Source organism: Rhodovulum euryhalinum, assembly GCF_004342445.1.
In the GTDB taxonomy this organism is placed as follows: domain Bacteria; phylum Pseudomonadota; class Alphaproteobacteria; order Rhodobacterales; family Rhodobacteraceae; genus Rhodovulum; species Rhodovulum euryhalinum.
On record NZ_SLWW01000006.1, the window covers coordinates 152,490 to 169,273 of the forward strand.

At 68.1% G+C, this 16,784-nt stretch carries 16 protein-coding genes; 14 read left to right on the forward strand and 2 right to left on the reverse strand.

Features of this window, described 5'->3' with window-relative positions:
* The first annotated feature begins 3 nt into the window (after positions 1–3).
* From cysG to EV655_RS09085, 10 genes are all read left to right on the forward strand, one after another.
* Positions 4–1,377: a siroheme synthase CysG gene (gene cysG, locus EV655_RS09040; protein WP_132543990.1), complete on the forward strand. Its 1,374-nt coding sequence runs from the start codon at positions 4–6 to the stop codon at positions 1,375–1,377.
* Positions 1,374–1,673: a DUF2849 domain-containing protein gene (locus EV655_RS09045; RefSeq protein ID WP_132543992.1), complete on the forward strand. Its 300-nt coding sequence runs from the start codon at positions 1,374–1,376 to the stop codon at positions 1,671–1,673. Before cysG ends, EV655_RS09045 begins: the two co-directional genes overlap by 4 nt.
* Positions 1,674–1,691: 18 nt before the next feature.
* Entirely contained in the window at positions 1,692–3,347 is a 1,656-nt protein-coding gene (locus EV655_RS09050; protein ID WP_132543994.1) for a nitrite/sulfite reductase, read from the forward strand.
* On the forward strand, positions 3,337–4,086 hold the full coding sequence (locus EV655_RS09055; protein ID WP_132543996.1) for a phosphoadenylyl-sulfate reductase: 750 nt from the start codon (positions 3,337–3,339) through the stop codon (positions 4,084–4,086). Before EV655_RS09050 ends, EV655_RS09055 begins: the two co-directional genes overlap by 11 nt.
* Positions 4,083–4,523: a DUF934 domain-containing protein gene (locus EV655_RS09060; protein ID WP_132543998.1), complete on the forward strand. Its 441-nt coding sequence runs from the start codon at positions 4,083–4,085 to the stop codon at positions 4,521–4,523. Before EV655_RS09055 ends, EV655_RS09060 begins: the two co-directional genes overlap by 4 nt.
* Positions 4,524–4,634: 111 nt before the next feature.
* A complete protein-coding gene (locus tag EV655_RS09065) occupies positions 4,635–5,369 on the forward strand; it encodes a response regulator (RefSeq protein WP_132544000.1) in 735 nt (244 codons plus the stop codon).
* Between the two features lie 19 nt (positions 5,370–5,388).
* Positions 5,389–6,537, forward strand: coding sequence for an FIST N-terminal domain-containing protein (locus EV655_RS09070; protein ID WP_243645039.1), 1,149 nt, complete (start codon positions 5,389–5,391; stop codon positions 6,535–6,537).
* Positions 6,534–8,768: a PAS-domain containing protein gene (locus EV655_RS09075; protein ID WP_132544004.1), complete on the forward strand. Its 2,235-nt coding sequence runs from the start codon at positions 6,534–6,536 to the stop codon at positions 8,766–8,768. The genes EV655_RS09070 and EV655_RS09075 overlap by 4 nt, the downstream gene beginning before the upstream one ends.
* A gap of 45 nt (positions 8,769–8,813) precedes the next feature.
* Entirely contained in the window at positions 8,814–9,476 is a 663-nt protein-coding gene (locus EV655_RS09080; protein ID WP_132544006.1) for a hypothetical protein, read from the forward strand.
* The gene (locus tag EV655_RS09085; protein ID WP_132544008.1) at positions 9,473–9,829 is read left to right on the forward strand and encodes a hypothetical protein; all 357 of its coding nucleotides are present in this window, start codon (positions 9,473–9,475) and stop codon (positions 9,827–9,829) included. Before EV655_RS09080 ends, EV655_RS09085 begins: the two co-directional genes overlap by 4 nt.
* Before the next feature lie 139 nt (positions 9,830–9,968).
* Here the strand turns inward: EV655_RS09085 and EV655_RS09090 are convergent, their stop codons facing one another.
* Positions 9,969–10,775, reverse strand: a complete 807-nt coding sequence (locus EV655_RS09090) for a quinoprotein dehydrogenase-associated SoxYZ-like carrier (RefSeq protein WP_132544010.1) — start codon at positions 10,773–10,775, stop codon at positions 9,969–9,971.
* A gap of 73 nt (positions 10,776–10,848) precedes the next feature.
* On the opposite strand from EV655_RS09090, the gene EV655_RS09095 reads away from it, so the two are divergent.
* A complete protein-coding gene (locus tag EV655_RS09095) occupies positions 10,849–11,964 on the forward strand; it encodes a quinoprotein relay system zinc metallohydrolase 2 (RefSeq protein ID WP_341540299.1) in 1,116 nt (371 codons plus the stop codon).
* 3 nt (positions 11,965–11,967) lie between these two features.
* Here EV655_RS09095 and EV655_RS09100 read toward each other — a convergent pair whose 3' ends face one another.
* On the reverse strand, positions 11,968–12,579 hold the full coding sequence (locus tag EV655_RS09100; protein WP_132544012.1) for a hypothetical protein: 612 nt from the start codon (positions 12,577–12,579) through the stop codon (positions 11,968–11,970).
* 159 nt (positions 12,580–12,738) lie between these two features.
* On the opposite strand from EV655_RS09100, the gene EV655_RS09105 reads away from it, so the two are divergent.
* The 3 genes from EV655_RS09105 (at position 12,739) to xoxF5 (ending at position 16,764) form a co-directional block, all read left to right on the forward strand.
* The gene (locus tag EV655_RS09105; RefSeq protein ID WP_132544014.1) at positions 12,739–13,851 is read left to right on the forward strand and encodes an S-(hydroxymethyl)glutathione dehydrogenase/class III alcohol dehydrogenase; all 1,113 of its coding nucleotides are present in this window, start codon (positions 12,739–12,741) and stop codon (positions 13,849–13,851) included.
* A gap of 10 nt (positions 13,852–13,861) precedes the next feature.
* Positions 13,862–14,698 carry an S-formylglutathione hydrolase gene (gene fghA / locus EV655_RS09110; RefSeq protein WP_132544016.1) on the forward strand — a complete coding sequence of 279 codons (837 nt, stop codon included), beginning with the start codon at positions 13,862–13,864 and terminating at the stop codon, positions 14,696–14,698.
* Positions 14,699–14,961: 263 nt separating this feature from the next.
* A complete protein-coding gene (gene xoxF5, locus EV655_RS09115; protein ID WP_132544018.1) occupies positions 14,962–16,764 on the forward strand; it encodes a lanthanide-dependent methanol dehydrogenase XoxF5 in 1,803 nt (600 codons plus the stop codon).
* Positions 16,765–16,784 lie beyond the last annotated feature (20 nt).

Consider the following 16,784-nt stretch of genomic DNA (forward strand, 5'->3'; position numbering starts at 1 on the left):
CCGATGAAATATTTCCCGATCTTCCTGCGTGTCGCCGGTTTGCGTGTCGCCGTTTCGGGCGGTGGTGCGGCGGCGGTGGCGAAACTCCGGCTGCTGCTGAAGACCGAGGCACGGATCGAGGTCTATGCCGAAACCGCCGATCCCCTGATTGCCAGTTGGGCCGCCGAAGGGCGCCTGAGGCTTGTCCCGCGCGCAATCGGTGCGGCGGACCTGCCGGGCCTGCGGCTTGTCTATGCCGCCAACGAGGACGCGGCCGAGGATGGCCGCGTTGCCGCGCTGGCCGCCGAGGCGGGGGTGCCGTTCAACATCGTGGACAACCTCGAGGCCAGCGCCTTCCTGACGCCCGCACTGGTCGACCGCGATCCGCTGGTGATCGCGATCGGCACCGAGGGTGCCGGGCCGGTGCTGGCGCGCAAGATCAAGGCGCTGCTTGAGGAACGCCTGCCCGCCGGCATCGGCGATGCGCTGCGGGCGGCCAAGGCGCTGCGCCCCGCGGCCGAGGCGCTGCTCCCGGGCCGCGCGCGGCGCGCGTTCTGGAGTGCCGTGTTCGACCGGGCGCTGGCGGGCGACGCCGCGCCCGGGGCGGCGCCGCTGCTCGACGCCCATCTCGACCGCGCCCCCGCGCCGGGCCGGGTGCTGTTCGTCGGTGCCGGGCCGGGCGATCCGGACGAACTGACATTGCGTGCCCGCCGCGCGCTGGATGCGGCCGATGTGGTGATCCATGACCGGCTGGTGCCGCAGCCGATTCTGGAACTGGCCCGGCGCGAGGCCGAGATCGTCGAGGCGGGTAAGACCGGCTTTGGCCCGTCCACGCCGCAAGACGCGATCAATCGCCTGATCGTGGAGCGCGCAAGGGCCGGTGCGCTGGTGGTGCGGCTGAAGGCGGGCGATCCCGGCGTCTTCGGGCGGCTGGACGAGGAAATTGCCGCCTGCGAGGCGGCCGGGCTCGACTGGTCGATCCTGCCCGGGATCACCGCGGCCTCGGCCGCGGCGGCAAGCCTTGGGCAAAGCCTCACGCGCCGGGGCCGGAATTCCGAACTGCGGGTCATTACGGGACAGGATGTCGAGGGCCTGGCCGATCACGACTGGGCTGCATTGGCCCGGCCGGGGGCGGTGGCCGCAATCTACATGGGCAAGCGTGCGGCGCGGTTCATCCAGGGGCGGCTGATGATGCATGGCGCGGACCCCGCGACACCGGTCAGCGTGGTCGAGAACGCGGGCCGCCCGGGCGAGCGGATCGTGGCCACGCGGCTGGGCGCGATGGCCGCGGATCTGGCCGCGGCCGATCTGCGCGGCCCGGCGGTCATCATGCTGGGCCTTGCCCCCCGCGCCGTGGCCGCGCTGGCCTCCGCACCGCTGAGCGAGGCCGCCAGATGAGCCGGATCGTCCTGCCCGTCGTTGTGACCGCCAACGACCTGTTCGACGGCGACCCGGTCTGGCTGACGCCCGGGGGCAACTGGTCGCGGTCGCTGGCGGACGCCGAGGTGATCGGCGAGGCCGGTCTTGCCGAGACCCGGCTTGCCGCAGCCGTGGCACAGGCGAACCGCGTGGTCGGCGCCTATCTCGCGGGCGTCCGGCCTGGCCCCTTTGGACCCTGCCCGGTCGAGTTCCGCGAGAGACTCCGCGTTCGCGGCCCCGCGATCCTGACATCCGGCCTGTGTGCCGCCGAGTGACCCATCCGAGGTAAAGCGATGTATGCCTATGCCGAGTTCGACGAGGATTTCGTCCGCGCCCGCGTGCGCCAGTTCCGTGACCAGGTGGAACGCCGGATCGACGGCCGCCTGACCGAGGACGAGTTCAAGCCGCTGCGCCTGATGAACGGGCTCTACCTGCAACTGCATGCCTACATGCTGCGGGTGGCGATCCCTTATGGCACGCTGAATTCCCGGCAGATGCGCCAGCTTGCGATGGTCGCAGACCGTTGGGACCGGGGCTATGGCCATTTCACGACGCGCCAGAACATCCAGTTCAACTGGCCCAGACTGCGCGACGTGCCCGACATGCTGGACGCGCTGGCCGATGTGGGCATGCACGCGATCCAGACCTCGGGGAACTGCGTGCGCAACGTCACCGCCGATCCTTTCGCCGGCGCCGCCGCCGACGAGATCGCCGATCCGCGGCCCTATGCGGAACTCTTGCGGCAATGGTCCACCGACCACCCCGAGTTCCAGTTCCTGCCGCGCAAGTTCAAGATCGCGATCACTGGTGCGGAAGAGGACAGGGCGGTAACGCGCGCCCATGACATCGGGCTGCGGCTGCTGCGGCAGGGGGGCGAGACCGGGTTCGAGGTCAGTATCGGCGGCGGACTTGGCCGGACGCCGATGCTGGGCCGGGTGATCCGCGCCTTCCTGCCCGAGGCGGACCTGCTGCCCTATGTCGAGGCAATCCTTGGTGTCTACAACCGGCTGGGGCGACGGGACAACAAGTACAAGGCCCGGATCAAGATCGCCGTCCACGAGATGGGGCTTGAGACCCTGCGCGAGCTGGTCGAGGCGCGGTTCGTGAAGACGCGGGCCGAGTTCGGCGGTGCCGACCGGGCGATGCTGGCCGGGATTGCCGGTCATTTTGCCCCGCCTGCCTCTTGCCATGGGCCCGAGACGATCCCGCCGGGCAGCCCGGCCTTCCGTGCCTGGTGCGACACCAATCTGACCCGGCACCGGCGGGCGGACCACGCCATCGTCACCGTCTCGCTCAAGACGCCGGGGCAGGTGCCGGGGGACGTCACGGCGGCGCAGATGCGCGTGCTCGCCGATCTGGCCGAGCGGTATGGCCATGACGACCTGCGGATCAGCCACCGCCAGAACGTGGTCCTGCCCCATGTGCGCAAGGCCGACCTGCCCGCGGTCTTCGAGGCGCTGGCGGGCGCGGGGCTGGCGGCGGCCAATGCGGGGCTTGTCTCGGACATCATCGCCTGCCCGGGGCTCGACTACTGCGCGTTGGCCACGGCACGCTCGATCCCGGTGGCGCAGCGGATCGCGTTGCGGTTCGAGGCGTTGAAGCTGGAACACGAGGTCGGGCCGCTCAGGCTGAACATCTCGGGCTGCATAAACGCCTGCGGGCATCATCACGTGGCCGATATCGGCATCCTCGGGCTGGAACGGGCGGGCGTCGAGACCTACCAGATGACGCTGGGCGGCGATCCGACCGTGACGGCGGCGATCGGCGAGCGCACCGGGCCGGGCTTTTCCTCGGACGAGATCGTGGGCGCGGTCGAGCGGATCGTTCTGGCCTATCTCGACCTGCGCCGGGATGCCGAGGAGACCTTTGCCGAGGTGTTCCGCCGGGTCGGGCTGGGACCGTTCCAGCAGGTGCTCTACGAGGGTGGGGAGGCGACGGATGCGGCTTGAGGCGGTGTTCGATCCGGTCGAGGCCAAGGCGGCGGCGCTGAACGCGCGGCTGGAGGGGGCCGCGCCCGAGGCCGTTCTGGCGCGCGCGCTGGACGATTTCGCCGGGCGCATCGCGCTGGTCTCGTCCTTCGGGGCCGAGTCGGTCGTCCTGTTGCACATGGTCTCGCGTATCGACCGCGGGCTGCCGGTGCTGTTCCTCGACACCGAGATGCTGTTCCCCGAGACGCTTGCCTACCAGCGCGAGGTCGCGGATGCGCTGGGCCTGACCGACGTGCGGGCAGTGCGGCCCGATCCGAAGACGCTGGCCGCGGCCGACCCGCAGGCGGCGCTGCACCTGCAAGACCCCGATGCCTGCTGCGCGCTGCGCAAGACCCGGCCGCTCGACGCGGCGCTTGGGGGCTTTGACGCCTGGATCACCGGGCGCAAGCGGCACCAGACCGGGGCGCGATCGGGGCTTTCGCTGGTCGAGGCGGATGCGGGCGGACGGATCAAGATCAACCCGCTGGCGCACTGGTCGGGCGAGGACGTGCGCCGTTACATCGAGGTGCACGCGCTGCCCCGGCACCCGCTTGTCGGGCGCGGCTATCCCTCCATCGGTTGTACGCCCTGCACCAGCCCCGTGGCCCCCGGCGAAAGCCCGCGGGCCGGGCGCTGGCGCGGGCGGGACAAGGAAGAATGTGGCATCCATTTCGAGGGCGGGCGCGTGGTGCGCCGCCTGCGTGCGGGAGGGGCGGGATGACCGGGGCCGGCGGCAGCATCATCGTGACCGATGCGGGATTTGCCGTGCCCGTGCCGGGTGAGAGGTTCGTACCGCTTGCAATACTCGGCGAGGCCACGCCGCGCGCGGTCGATCTGGCCCCGGAGGACGATCCGGCGGCGCTTGCGCCGCTCCTGCACGCCATCGCCGCGATCCGGATCGCGTTTCCCGTGTTCTCGGACGGGCGTGGCTTCAGCCTTGCGCGCGATCTCAGGCGGATGGGCTTTCGCGGGCGGCTACGCGCCGCCGGGCACCTGATCGCCGACCAGTACCCGCTGGCGCGGGCCTGCGGTTTCGATGAGGTCGAGATCGGCGCCGAACTTGCCGCGCGCCAGCCCGAGGCCGACTGGCGGTGCGCCGCCTGTCGCGGGCGCGGGTATCTGGACCGGATAAAGGGGCCGGAGCCGAATCCCGGCTGAGGTCTGTGCGCACCTGGTGCGCGCGCCTTCGCCAGCGCGGGGCGCCGGGTGTGCGGTAACGTTGCGCGCGGTCTTTTTCTTTTGCTATCCTCCCTGCGGGAGGACTTTCAGATGGACCACGACCCGGTTGCGCCAGCCGCCAGCCGAATCCGCTCGATCCTTGTGATCGACGATCACCCGCTCTACAGCGACGCGCTTTCGATGGCGCTGCGCCATGTTTTCGACGACAGCACGATCCGCAGTGCCACGTCGCTGGGCGAGGGGCTTGCCCAACTGGGCCCCGGGTTCAGCCCGGACCTGGTGATGCTGGATCTCAAGCTGCCCGATGTGACCGGGATCAGCGGTTTTCTGCGGCTCAGGGAACGTATTCCCGATGTGCCGGTGCTGGTGATCTCGGCGCTGACTTCGGTCGAGGTCGTCCATGCTCTGATGGACGCGGGCGCGGCGGGCTTTATCCCGAAGGATGCCGAGACACATGAACTGAAAATCGCGTTGATCGAGATCCGCTCGGGCCGGCGCTATCTGCCGCCCGCCTATCGCGCGGCCGGCCGGGGGGCGGGGGCCGGTGCGCGCCTGCCCTCGGTGCAGGAGGTCGGTCAGCGGATCGCGGAACTGACCCCTCAGCAGGCCCGCATCATGAAGCTGATCTGCGCGGGCAAGCCGAACAAGCAGATCGCGCACGAACTTTCGCTGGCCGAGGCCACGGTCAAGGCGCATATCACGGCGCTGTTGCGCCGGCTGGGTGTGCAGAACCGCACCCAAGCGGCGGTGCTGGTGGAAAGTGCCAATCTCGACATCGGAACGGGGCTGGGCGACGCGGACGCCCGCGCCTTCCTCAGCCAGTAGGGCCGAGGCCATGCTGGACATGCGCGACAGGCCCGGGGCGGTGGGCGTGGGATTGTCCCGCGCCGACACCCCGGGCGAGGCGGTTCGCGAGGCCGCCGCGCAGCTTGACCTTGCGCAAAGCAGCTTTGTTCTGGTCTTCGTGCCCGAAAGGCTGGCGCTCGACCCGCTGGCGGAGGCGCTGCGCGTGACGCTGGCCGGGCTGCCGGTCTTCGGCTGCACCACGGCGGGACAGATCACCCCCGAGGGCTATGAAGACGACGCGCTGATGATGCTGGCCTTCCCGCGGGCGCATTTCCGCTGTGCGAGCATGCTGATCCGGCCGTTGGGCCCCTGCTCGATCGAGCAGGTCTCGGCCGATGCGCGCAGGCTTGCCGCGCAGTTCTCACATTCTGCGCATTGGAACCGCCTGGCCCTGATCTTTGCCGATGGGCTGTCCAAGCAGGAGGACATGCTGGTTGCCGCGCTGGCCGCGGGGCTTGACGATCTGCCGGTGTTCGGCGGCTCGGCCGGGGACGGGCTGAACTTTCGCCGCACGGCAGTGTTCCAGAACGGCGCCTTTCACAGCGACGCGGCGCTGTTGATCCTGCTGGAAACCGACCTTGCGTTCACCGGACTCGGCTTTGACCATTTCCTGCCGACCGAACACCTTATGGTGGTGACCGACGCGATCCCCGAGGAACGGCTGGTGCTCGAACTGAACGGCGCCCCCGCGGCCCGGGAATACGCCCGCCTTGTCGGCTGCCCGGTCGAGGACCTGTCGCCCGAGATCTTTGCCGAACACCCCGTTTTGGTCCGCAACAACAGCCTCACCCATGTCCGCGCGATCCAGAAGGTGACCGACTCGGGCGCGCTTGCCTTTCTGTCGGCGATCGACGACGGGCTGTTGCTGACGCTGGGCCAGGGCCAGGAAATCCTGCGCACCCTGGACGAGGGGCTCGACGTCACCGACGAGGCGGGCAGGCCGCCGGATTTCATCCTCGGCTTCGATTGCGTGCTGAGAAAGCTGGAAATCGGGCAGAAGCAATTGACCGGCAAGGTGTCCGAGATCCTGCGGGCCCGCCGGGTGCTGGGCTTCAACACCTATGGCGAGCAGCATTGCGGGGTGCATGTGAACCAGACTTTCGTTGGCGTCGCCTTCTTCGAGAAACGGCCGCGGGTGCTGGGATGATCGACCCGAACGATCCGCCCGAAATCACCATCGAGCGGCAGTCGAGGATCATCGACGCGCTGATCCGGCGCGCCAGCCGCCATCACGAGGTCGGTGGTTCGGCCTATGCGCTGTTCCAGTCGGCGGTGGCATTGCAGGGCCAGGTCTGGGCCAAGACCCGCGACCTGGAACGCACCTCGACCGAACTGGAAATCGCCCGCTTCGACCGCGAGCAGACCCAGCGCCGCCTGACCGAGGCGCTGGACGCGATGGAGGGCGGGTTCGCGCTGTTCAACGAGGGGCGGCTGCAGGTCTGCAACGACCTGTTCCAGTCGATTCTGCCCGACATCTCGGCCCGCATCCTGCCCGGCCTGACCGTCGAGGACTATTTCCGTGCATTGCAAACCAGCCGCCACCTGGCCGACCCCGAAAAGGCCTGCCGCGACCTGGCGGATGCGATCCGGGGGCCCGCAGGCGGGGCCAGCATGGCCTTTGTGCTGGAACTGGACCACGACCGCTGGTTCCAGATCAGCCAGCAGCGCACGCGCTCGGGCAACATCATCCTTCTCCAGACCGAGATCACCGACATCGTCCGCAAGAACAGGATGGAAAAGGACCTGCTGATCGACATGCAGGCCCATTACCTGCAGGCGGCCTTCGATCACATGTCATTGGGCATCTGCACCTTTTCCCGCGCGGGCGAGGTGACGATCCGCAACGGCCGGTTCCGCGAGTTGCTGGGCTTGCCCTATACCCTGGTGCAGGACGGCACCGAGTTCACCACGATCCTGCGCCACGTGCGCGACAACCGGCTGGTGGCCGAGGCCGACATGGCCGACAGCGACCACTGGCCGGTGGACCTGCGCCGCGAGGGGCGGCTGCGCAAGCGGCTGCACCATGCCAGCGGCCGGGTGCTGGACCTGCATGTGCACCTGTTGCCAGACCGCGGGTTTCTGGCCGACATCGCCGACGTGACGCTGGAATCGCGGGCGACCGAACTACTGGAAAAGCGGGTGCGCGAGCGCACCCACGAGCTGACCGAGGCGAACCGGCGGCTGCGCGAGCAGCACGAGGAACAGGTGCGCGTCGAGGAGGAGTTGCGGCTGGCCAAGGAAGAGGTCGAGGCGGCGATGTCGTCCAAGACCCGGTTCCTGGCGGCGGCAAGCCATGACCTTCTGCAGCCCATAAATGCGGCGAAACTGTTGATCTCGACGCTGTCCGAAATGGCCGCGGGCACGGATCTGGCGGTGCTGATCGATCGGCTGGCGGGGTCGTTCGGCTCGATGGAGTCGCTCTTGCATGCGCTGCTGGACCTGTCGCGGCTGGAAAGCACTGGCTCGGCGCTGACGCCGACCGAGTTCTGCCTCGGAACCGTGATGCGCACCGTGGTCGAGGACCAGGCGCTGGTCGCTGCGAAGAAGGGCCTGCGGCTCGACGTGGTGCCGTGTTCGGCCTGGGTGCGCAGCGACCGGCAGTACCTGACGCGCTCGCTTCAGAACCTGGTGGTGAACGCGATCCAGTATACCGAACACGGCCGCGTGCTGGTGGGTTGCCGGCGGCGCGGCGACCACGTGGTGCTGCAGGTCTGGGACACCGGGATCGGCATCTCGCCCAAGGACCAGGCGCGCATCTTCGACGAGTTCACCCGCGCCGACAACGTGCCGCCGGGCTCGGGCATGGGGCTGGGGCTTTCGATCGTCGAGCGCACCTGCCGCCATCTTGGCCACCGGCTGTCGGTCCGGTCGGAACCCGGCCTTGGCTCGGTCTTCGCGATCGAGATCGCGACGGCCCCGGCCCGGGACGACTGCCCCGGAGTCACGGGGCCGGACCCTTCGGCCGACGAGAGCGATCTGAACCTGATCGTCCTGATCGTCGAGAACGATCCCGCGGTGCTGTTTGCCACCACGCAGAAGCTGGAAAGCTGGGGGGCGAGCGTGCTGGCCGCGGAGTCGACCGCCGAGGCGGTGCGGCTTGTGGGCGAGATCGGCATGGCGCCGGATGTGATCCTGGCCGACTACCAGCTTGACGGCGAGGACAACGGCATTGCGGCCATCGCGGCGCTGAGGGCGGCCACCGGCATCCATATCCCTGCGATCATGATCACCGCCGATCAGGGCGAAGACGTGGTTCGGGCCGGACTCGAAGGCGATTTCGCGGTGCTGCGCAAGCCCGTGCAACTGTCGCGGCTGAGGCCCCTGATCGACTGGAAAACCCGGGCGCCCGCGCCGATGGCCGACGAAAGTATCGCGTGACAGGACCGGCTGGCCAGCTAGGCTGGCACGCAGGGAGGATACCGGATGCGCAAGAGACTGACGGGCGTTCTGGCGGCCGTGCTGATGCTGGGCGGCGCGGCGCTGGCCGATACCGAGGGCGCCGGGACCTATGAGATGCTGTTCCGCAGCGGCACGCTGGACGAGGTGCCGGGATCGGAGATGCTGGTCTATGCCCGCGAGGTGACGAACCGCGCCAATCCGCAGGCGGCAGAGGCTGCGACAGGCGTGGTGGAGCTTACCTTCACCGACGAGGATCCGCGCCGGGCGGTGCTGCGTTTTGTCCAAGGCGACAGGATCAGCGCGATCGGGGCGTTTCCGGCCGAGGTGGGTAACCCGGTCGTGATGTATTTCATGGAGACGGTTGTGCGCGACATGGCCGGGACAGCGGGCGGCAGCCCGTTCTACATCCGCAACCGGCTGAAGGACTCGCTGATCCGCCCGGCCGAGGTCGAGGCGGTCGAAGCGGCCTTTGGCGCGGGCGAGGTGCAGGCGCAGGCGCTGACGCTGCATCCCTTTGCGGAGAATCCGAACCGCGCGCGGATGATGGGATTTGCCGAACTGACCGTGACGGTGACCATGTCGGACGAGGTGCCGGGCTGGTATCACACGCTGAGCGCCGAGGTGCCCGACCCGGCTGGTGGCGCGCCGCTTTATGTGTCGACCCTGCGGCTGGAGGCAGAGCAATGAGGGCACGGGTTTGCGTGATCGCGGCGGTGATTGCGGTGTCCGGCGGGGCGGCAATGGCCGATGACGTGGCGGCGCGGCTGAACGACTATCCCACCGCGGCGCGCGCGGATTATGTCTTTGCCTGCATGGCGACGAACGGTCAGGGCCGCGACGTGCTGGAAAAATGCGCCTGCTCGATCGACGTGATCGCCTCGATCATCCCTTATGACCAATATGTCGAGGCCGAGACCGTGCTGTCGCTGCGGCAGATCCCCGGCGAGAGGGCGTCGGTCTTCCGCGCGTCGGCCATGGCGACCGCACTGGTCGCGGAGCTGCGCCGCGCACAGGCCGAGGCGGAGATTGTCTGTTTCTGAGACCGGTTCCGGGGTGCTCCCGCCCCCGGCCCGCGCGGGGCACAGCCCCGCTTGTCCGGGGTTGGGCGTGGCGCGCGGCCTGCGGCCGCGCGTGCCTCCGGCGGGAGTATTTGGGCCAAGAAGAAGCCCCGGCGCGGGCTCAGCTCTGGCCGGCCTTCGGCAGGGTCTGCTCGAAGACGTTGCCCTCGGTATCGCGGGCCAGCACCCGCAGGGTCGGGGCGCCGTTGTCGGTGTAGGAGAAGCGGAACACCGGGTTCTCGCTGATCGAGATACCGCCCTCCATGGTGAAGAGCATCTCGTCGCCCTGCCAGACCTCGAGCCGGTCGATGAAATGGGCGAGGATGAAAAGCTGGCTGACCTGGTCGCGCTGGAGGCCCGAGTAGTTCGGGTGGCGGATCATGATCTGCGCCTCGCGCCGTGGGGTGGACATTGCGGGCGCTTCGCCGAAATGCTTGAGCCGCATCTGGCCCATTGCCGCGAGCGCTTGTTCGGGGTCGCGGGTGGCAGGCGCCGAGCAGCCGCCCGAGGCCTTGACGAAGCGGCCGGCCATCAGGTGGCCGCGGTCAGTGTCAGCGATGACGCGCAGGTTGGAATACTGGTTCACCCGGACGCGGAGTTCCATGTCCAGGGGCGCCATGCCGGGCCCGAAGGTGAACGCGGCGGCCAGCGGCGCGGGGTTCTCGTCGATCACCACCCTGGCCCCCCGGATCGTTGCCGAAGGGTCCGTCTGGCGGATCGAGACAGGCACGGTGGCCGCGTCATTCGCGCGGTAGGGCGCCTCGACCGAGAAAACGGCCGATCCGTCCGCGATCTCGACATCGCCCACCAGCTCGGTGCGAAGCTCGGTCCAGATATAGCTGTCGGTCAGCGCATTGGCTGCGGGCTCGTCGGCTGCGGCCGGGCCGCAGGCGAGCGCGGCGATGACGGCGGCGATCACGGGTCTCATGGGGCGCGTCCTCCCTGATACGCGGTCCAGATGGACAAGTGTGCCACAAGATCGGGCCGAAGGACATCGGCCAATGGTCGGTATGGATCACGCCTGCGTGCCCGTGCAGTCTGGTGGCAGCTTTGCCGGAAAGGCGCTGCCCATGTTCGAGGCCGTCCTTACCCTTTGCCTAGCCCTGGCGGGCCAGGAGTGCCGCCCTGTCCTGCTGCCCGGATACGAGGCGCTGGACGAAGCGGGCTGTCGCGCCGCGCTTGCGGCGGACCCGCCCGTGCCAGCCGAGTCGCTGGCGGGCCTTGTGGCGGCAGGTGCGCCCGAGTGCCGGCCCGCCGAGGCGGCGCTTGCGTTCGAAGAGGTCGCGCCGGGCGTGCTGGTGCATCTGGGCCGGATTGCCGAGGCCGACCGCGAAAATCTCGGCGACATTGCCAATCTGGGGCTGGTGATCGGCACGCGGTCGGTCGCGGTGATCGACACGGGCAGCGCGCGCTGGATGGGCGAGGCGATCTGGCGCGCGGTCAGGGCGCGAACCGACCTGCCGGTCAGCCACGTGATCCTGACCCACATGCATCCCGACCACGTGTTCGGCGCCACGGTGCTGGCCGAGGCGGGGGCCAGGGTCGTGGGGCACGCCGCGCTGGCCCGGGCGTTGGCGGACCGTCAGGAAAACTACCTGGAAAGCCTTGCCGGATTGATCGGCCGGGGGGCGTTGATCGGCACGGCGGTGGCGCCGGTGGATGTCGTGGTGGCCGACCGTGCCGCGATCGACCTTGGCGGGCGGGTGCTGGATTTGCGCGCCTGGCCGCCCGCCCATACCGGGACCGACCTGACCGTGCGCGACCGGGACAGCGGCATCCTGTTCGCGGGCGATCTGGTGTTCGACGGGCATGCCCCGGCGCTGGACGGATCGCTTCGCGGCTGGCAGGCGGCGCTGGAGGAAATGGTCGAAGGTGGCGAGGGGCGGGTGGTGCCGGGGCATGGCGGTCCCGTCCTGCCCTGGCCGGCCGGTGGGGCGGACACCCGCCGCTATCTGGGTGTGCTGGCGGCGGACACCCGTGCCGCGATCGACCGCGGCGACCGGCTGAGCGATGCGGTCCCCGCGATAGCGGCTGCGGAACGGGACCGCTGGCAGCTTTTCGACCAGCACAACGCACGCAATGCCACGGTCGCCTTCACCGAACTGGAATGGGAGTGAGCCTCAGCCGCCGGTCGCGGCCGCCAGCATCTGCGCGATGGAATAAAGCCGCTTTTCCAGGATCACCGGGGTCTCGCAGACATAGGTCAGCGATTGCGTCCGGTCGGTAAAGATGCGTTCGTCCCAGGCGAGCTGTTCCTCAAGCTCGTCCACGCGGTCGTAATCGGGTTGTTCGGCCACCATCAGCCGGTCCATCTCGACGCGGGTGGCGTCAATCCGCTGGGACAGTGCGATCTGCTTGAGGGAATAGTCCTCGATCCCCTGCATGATCGCCCGGCGCTGGCTGGACATCCTGTCGAAGGCAAGCATGAAGACATGGCCCAGAAGGGCAGGGTCGCGGCCATGCGCCTCTGTGAACTCGGCCACCATGGGCGGCAGATCCTCGACCGCGATCCGGCGCAAGGCCATCCGGCCCGCCAGATCCCTGGCCGCGGCCTCGGTCTCGGGTGCGAAGGTTCTTTCCTCGATTGGGTGGGGCCACATGATGCCCGGCGACAGCCCCTCGACCTTGCGCTGGATGCAGGGCCAGGTCGGATCCGAGAAATCGGCGGCGGGTGCGGACGCCGCGAGGGACAAGGTGACCAGCACGGCCCCGGTGATCGCGCGTGATGACATGGATTCTCCTCCCGACGGCCAAGTCTACCGAGGATCGGGCCGAAGTCCACGCCGCCGAATACCCACCAAGGTCGCAATTGCCGGTCTGGGGTGTACCCTCGCATACTTCTGGCGATTAAGAAAAATAAGAGACCCTGAAAGCGGGAGGAGATATCGAACATGCGGACGCGTGCGGCGGTTGCGTTTGAGGCGGGCAAGCCACTTGAAGTGACGGAGGTCGAGCTTGCCGGCCCGAAGGCGGGCGAGGTTCTGGTCGAGATCAAGGCGACCGGGCTGTGCCATACCGACGAGTTCACCCGCTCGGGCGCCGACCCCGAGGGGTTGTTTCCTGCGATCCTGGGCCATGAGGGCGCGGGCGTCGTGGTCGAGGTGGGCGAAGGCGTCAAGAGCGTGAAGCCGGGCGACCACGTCATCCCGCTCTACACGCCCGAATGTCGGGAATGTGAATACTGCCTGAACCCCAAGACCAACCTCTGCCAGGCGATCCGGTCGACGCAGGGCCAAGGGCTGATGCCGGACGGCACCTCGCGGTTCAAGACGCTCGATGGCGACCCGATCCTGCATTACATGGGATGCTCGACCTTCTCGAACTACACCGTGCTCCCCGAGATCGCGGTGGCGAAGATCCGCCCCGACGCGCCGTTCGACAAGGTCTGCTACATCGGCTGCGGGGTGACGACGGGGATCGGTGCGGTGATCAACACCGCCAAGGCGGAGCCGGGCTGCCGGGCAGTCGTGTTCGGGCTGGGCGGCATCGGCCTGAACGTTCTGCAGGGGCTGCGGCTGATCGGGGCCGACCAGATCGTGGGCGTGGACCTGAACCCGGCCAAGCGCGAGATGGCCGAGCGCTTCGGCATGACGGATTTCGTGAACCCCGCCGAGGTCGAGGGTGACCTGGTGCCCTACCTGGTGAACCTGACGAAGGGTGGCGCGGATTACACCTTCGACTGCACCGGCAATGTCAACGTGATGCGGACCGCGCTGGAGTGCTGCCACAAGGGCTGGGGCGAGTCGATCATCATCGGCGTGGCGCCGTCCGGGGCCGAGATTTCCACCCGGCCGTTCCAACTGGTCACGGGCCGGGTCTGGCGCGGCACGGCGTTCGGCGGCGCGCGCGGCCGGACCGACGTGCCGAAGATCGTCGACTGGTACATGAACGGCAAGATCGAGATCGACCCGATGATCACCCACACCCTGACGCTGGACGAGATCAACCACGGCTTCGACCTCATGCACGAGGGCAAGTCGATCAGAAGCGTCGTGGTGTATTGAGGCCCGCCTGATGGAGGTCGTTTCCCAGAACCGGTGTTTCGGCGGGGTGCAGATGGTCTGCACCCACCCGTCGACGGCCTGCGGGGTGGACATGACCTTTGGCGTCTACCTGCCGCCCCAGGCCGAGGACGGCCCGGTGCCGGTGCTGTGGTACCTGTCGGGGCTGACCTGCACCCACGAGAACGCGATGGTCAAGGCTGGGTTCCAGGAACATGCCGCGGCGAACGGGCTTGCGATCGTGTTCCCCGACACCTCGCCGCGCGGCGAAGGCGTGGCCGATGACGGGGCCTACGATCTGGGCCAGGGGGCGGGGTTCTACGTGAATGCCACCCGCGCGCCCTGGGCCGCGCATTTCCGGATGTACGACTATGTCCTTAGCGAGCTGCGCGAACTGGTGCTGGACAAGCTGCCGCTTGCGGACGTGCACGGCATCACCGGGCACTCGATGGGCGGGCACGGGGCGCTGACGCTTGCGCTGAGAAATCCCGACAAGTTCGACTCGCTGTCGGCCTTTGCACCGATCACCAATCCGACGCAATCCGACTGGGGGCGGAAGCAGTTGAGCGCCTATCTCGGCGACGACGAATCGGCCTGGTCATGCTACGATGCAACCTTGTTGCTGGAAGAGCACGGCTGGAAGGACGCGATTCTGATCGACCAGGGTGCCGGCGACCAGTTCCTTGACCTGCTGCGCCCCGAAGCGCTGGCCACTGCGCTTGCGCGGCGGCGGCAGGCCGGAATTGTCCGGATGCAGCCGGGATACGACCACAGCTATTTTTTCGTGGCGAGCTTTGCGGGCGAGCATGTCGACTGGCATGCCGAACGCCTGCACAGGCCGCGTAACTGAGACGGATCCAGGGGGTGCGCATGGCCGGAGCAGCGATCGGAACCAACGCGGCAACCCGCGGGTTCGCATGCCCGGCCGCCATCGTCATGGGGTTCGTGGGAACCACGGGAGAAAGGGAGGGCTGAAGCAACCTTTGCGATACGTCGCGCCGGAGGGAGGACCAGACCAAGCCGGTGCCGTGAGGGATCCTGAGCCGTATGGGGCGAGCCGAAATCGTCCTTGGATTCGGGGCCGAACAAAAACAGAACTAAAGGGAGAAGACCATGAAAAAGCTGTTCGCTTTCACTTCGACGGTAGCGCTGTGCGCGGGCACGGCGGCGCTTGCCAATGACGAACTGATCGGGCTGATGAACGACCCCACCCAGTGGGTCATCCAGACCGGGAACTACGCCAACCACCGCTATTCGGGTCTCGACAAGATCAACCGCGAGAACGTGGGCGATCTGCAGGTGGCCTGGACCTTCTCGACCGGGGTCCTGCGCGGCCACGAGGGCAGCCCGCTGGTGATCGGCGACACGATGTACGTGCATACGCCCTTCCCGAACATCGTCTACGCGCTCGATCTGAACAATGACGGCCGGATCAAGTGGAAATACGAGCCCAAGCAGGACGCCAGCGTCATTCCGGTGATGTGCTGTGACACCGTCAACCGCGGTGTGGCCTATGCCAACAACACGATCTTCCTGCACCAGGCCGACACCACCGTCGTGGCGTTGAACGCCGAGACGGGCGAGGTCAAGTGGACCGCCGTGAACGGCGACCCGTCGATCGGCGAGACCAACACCGCGACCGTCCTGCCCGTGGGCGACAAGGTGATCGTCGGCATCTCGGGCGGCGAGTTCGGCGTGCGCGGCCACGTCACGGCCTACAACATGGAGACCGGCGAGCGCGTCTGGCGCGGCTACTCGATGGGCCCGGACAGCGACACGCTGATCGACCCCGAGAACACCACGCATCTGGGCAAGCCGGTGGGGCCCGACTCGGGCACCAACACCTGGGAAGGCGACCAGTGGAAGATCGGCGGCGGCACCACCTGGGGCTGGTATTCCTACGATCCTGAACTGAACCTGGTCTATTACGGCTCGGGCAACCCCTCGACCTGGAACCCCAGCCAGCGTCCGGGTGACAACCGCTGGTCGATGACCATCTTCGCCCGCGACGCCGATACCGGTATGGCCAAGTGGCTGTACCAGATGACGCCCCACGACGAGTGGGACTTCGACGGCGTCAACGAGATGGTGCTGACCGAGCAGGAAGTCGATGGCCAGATGCGCAAGCTTCTGACCCATTTCGACCGCAACGGCCTGGGCTACACGCTCGACCGCGAGACCGGCGAGCTGCTGGTGGCCGAGAAGTATGACCCGGCGGTGAACTGGACCACCGGTGTCGACATGGACCCGAATTCGCCGACCTACGGCCGCCCGGCCGTGGTCCCCGAATACTCCACCGCGCAGAACGGCGAGGACGTGAACTCGACCGGCATCTGCCCGGCGGCGCTGGGGTCCAAGGACCAGCAGCCCTCGGCCTTCTCGCCCCGGACGAACCTGTTCTACGTGCCGACCAACCATGTCTGCATGGACTACGAACCGTTCCGGGTCAGCTACACCGCCGGTCAGCCCTATGTGGGCGCGACGCTGTCGATGTATCCCGCCCCCGACAGCCATGGCGGCATGGGCAACTTCATCGCCTGGGACGGCGTGAAGGGCGAGATCAAGTGGTCGATCCCCGAGCAGTTCTCGGTGTGGTCGGGCGCCCTGGCCACCGCGGGCGACGTGGTGTTCTACGGCACGCTTGAAGGCTATCTCAAGGCGATCGACGCGGAGACGGGCGAAGAGCTGTACCGCTTCAAGACGCCGTCGGGCATCATCGGGAACGTGATGTCCTACGAGCATGATGGCCAGCAGTACATCGGCATCCTGTCGGGTGTCGGCGGCTGGGCGGGCATCGGCCTTGCGGCCGGCCTGACCAACCCGAACGATGGTCTGGGCGCCGTGGGCGGCTATGCCGCGCTCAGCGACTACACCGCGCTCGGTGGCCAGCTGACGGTGTTCAAGCTGCCCGACTGACCGGCAGCGTCGCGCTGAAA

Bases quoted from the DNA above. Each gene is read 5' to 3' on its own strand.
- cysG (WP_132543990.1), top strand. From the start codon at position 4: ATGAAATATTTCCCGATCTTCCTGCGTGTCGCCGGTTTGCGTGTCGCC.
- EV655_RS09045 (WP_132543992.1), top strand. From the start codon at position 1,374: ATGAGCCGGATCGTCCTGCCCGTCGTTGTGACCGCCAACGACCTGTTC.
- EV655_RS09050 (WP_132543994.1), top strand. From the start codon at position 1,692: ATGTATGCCTATGCCGAGTTCGACGAGGATTTCGTCCGCGCCCGCGTG.
- EV655_RS09055 (WP_132543996.1), top strand. From the start codon at position 3,337: ATGCGGCTTGAGGCGGTGTTCGATCCGGTCGAGGCCAAGGCGGCGGCG.
- EV655_RS09060 (WP_132543998.1), top strand. From the start codon at position 4,083: ATGACCGGGGCCGGCGGCAGCATCATCGTGACCGATGCGGGATTTGCC.
- EV655_RS09065 (WP_132544000.1), top strand. From the start codon at position 4,635: ATGGACCACGACCCGGTTGCGCCAGCCGCCAGCCGAATCCGCTCGATC.
- EV655_RS09070 (WP_243645039.1), top strand. From the start codon at position 5,389: ATGCGCGACAGGCCCGGGGCGGTGGGCGTGGGATTGTCCCGCGCCGAC.
- EV655_RS09075 (WP_132544004.1), top strand. From the start codon at position 6,534: ATGATCGACCCGAACGATCCGCCCGAAATCACCATCGAGCGGCAGTCG.
- EV655_RS09080 (WP_132544006.1), top strand. From the start codon at position 8,814: ATGCGCAAGAGACTGACGGGCGTTCTGGCGGCCGTGCTGATGCTGGGC.
- EV655_RS09085 (WP_132544008.1), top strand. From the start codon at position 9,473: ATGAGGGCACGGGTTTGCGTGATCGCGGCGGTGATTGCGGTGTCCGGC.
- EV655_RS09090 (WP_132544010.1), bottom strand. From the start codon at position 10,775: ATGAGACCCGTGATCGCCGCCGTCATCGCCGCGCTCGCCTGCGGCCCG.
- EV655_RS09095 (WP_341540299.1), top strand. From the start codon at position 10,849: ATGGTCGGTATGGATCACGCCTGCGTGCCCGTGCAGTCTGGTGGCAGC.
- EV655_RS09100 (WP_132544012.1), bottom strand. From the start codon at position 12,579: ATGTCATCACGCGCGATCACCGGGGCCGTGCTGGTCACCTTGTCCCTC.
- EV655_RS09105 (WP_132544014.1), top strand. From the start codon at position 12,739: ATGCGGACGCGTGCGGCGGTTGCGTTTGAGGCGGGCAAGCCACTTGAA.
- fghA (WP_132544016.1), top strand. From the start codon at position 13,862: ATGGAGGTCGTTTCCCAGAACCGGTGTTTCGGCGGGGTGCAGATGGTC.
- xoxF5 (WP_132544018.1), top strand. From the start codon at position 14,962: ATGAAAAAGCTGTTCGCTTTCACTTCGACGGTAGCGCTGTGCGCGGGC.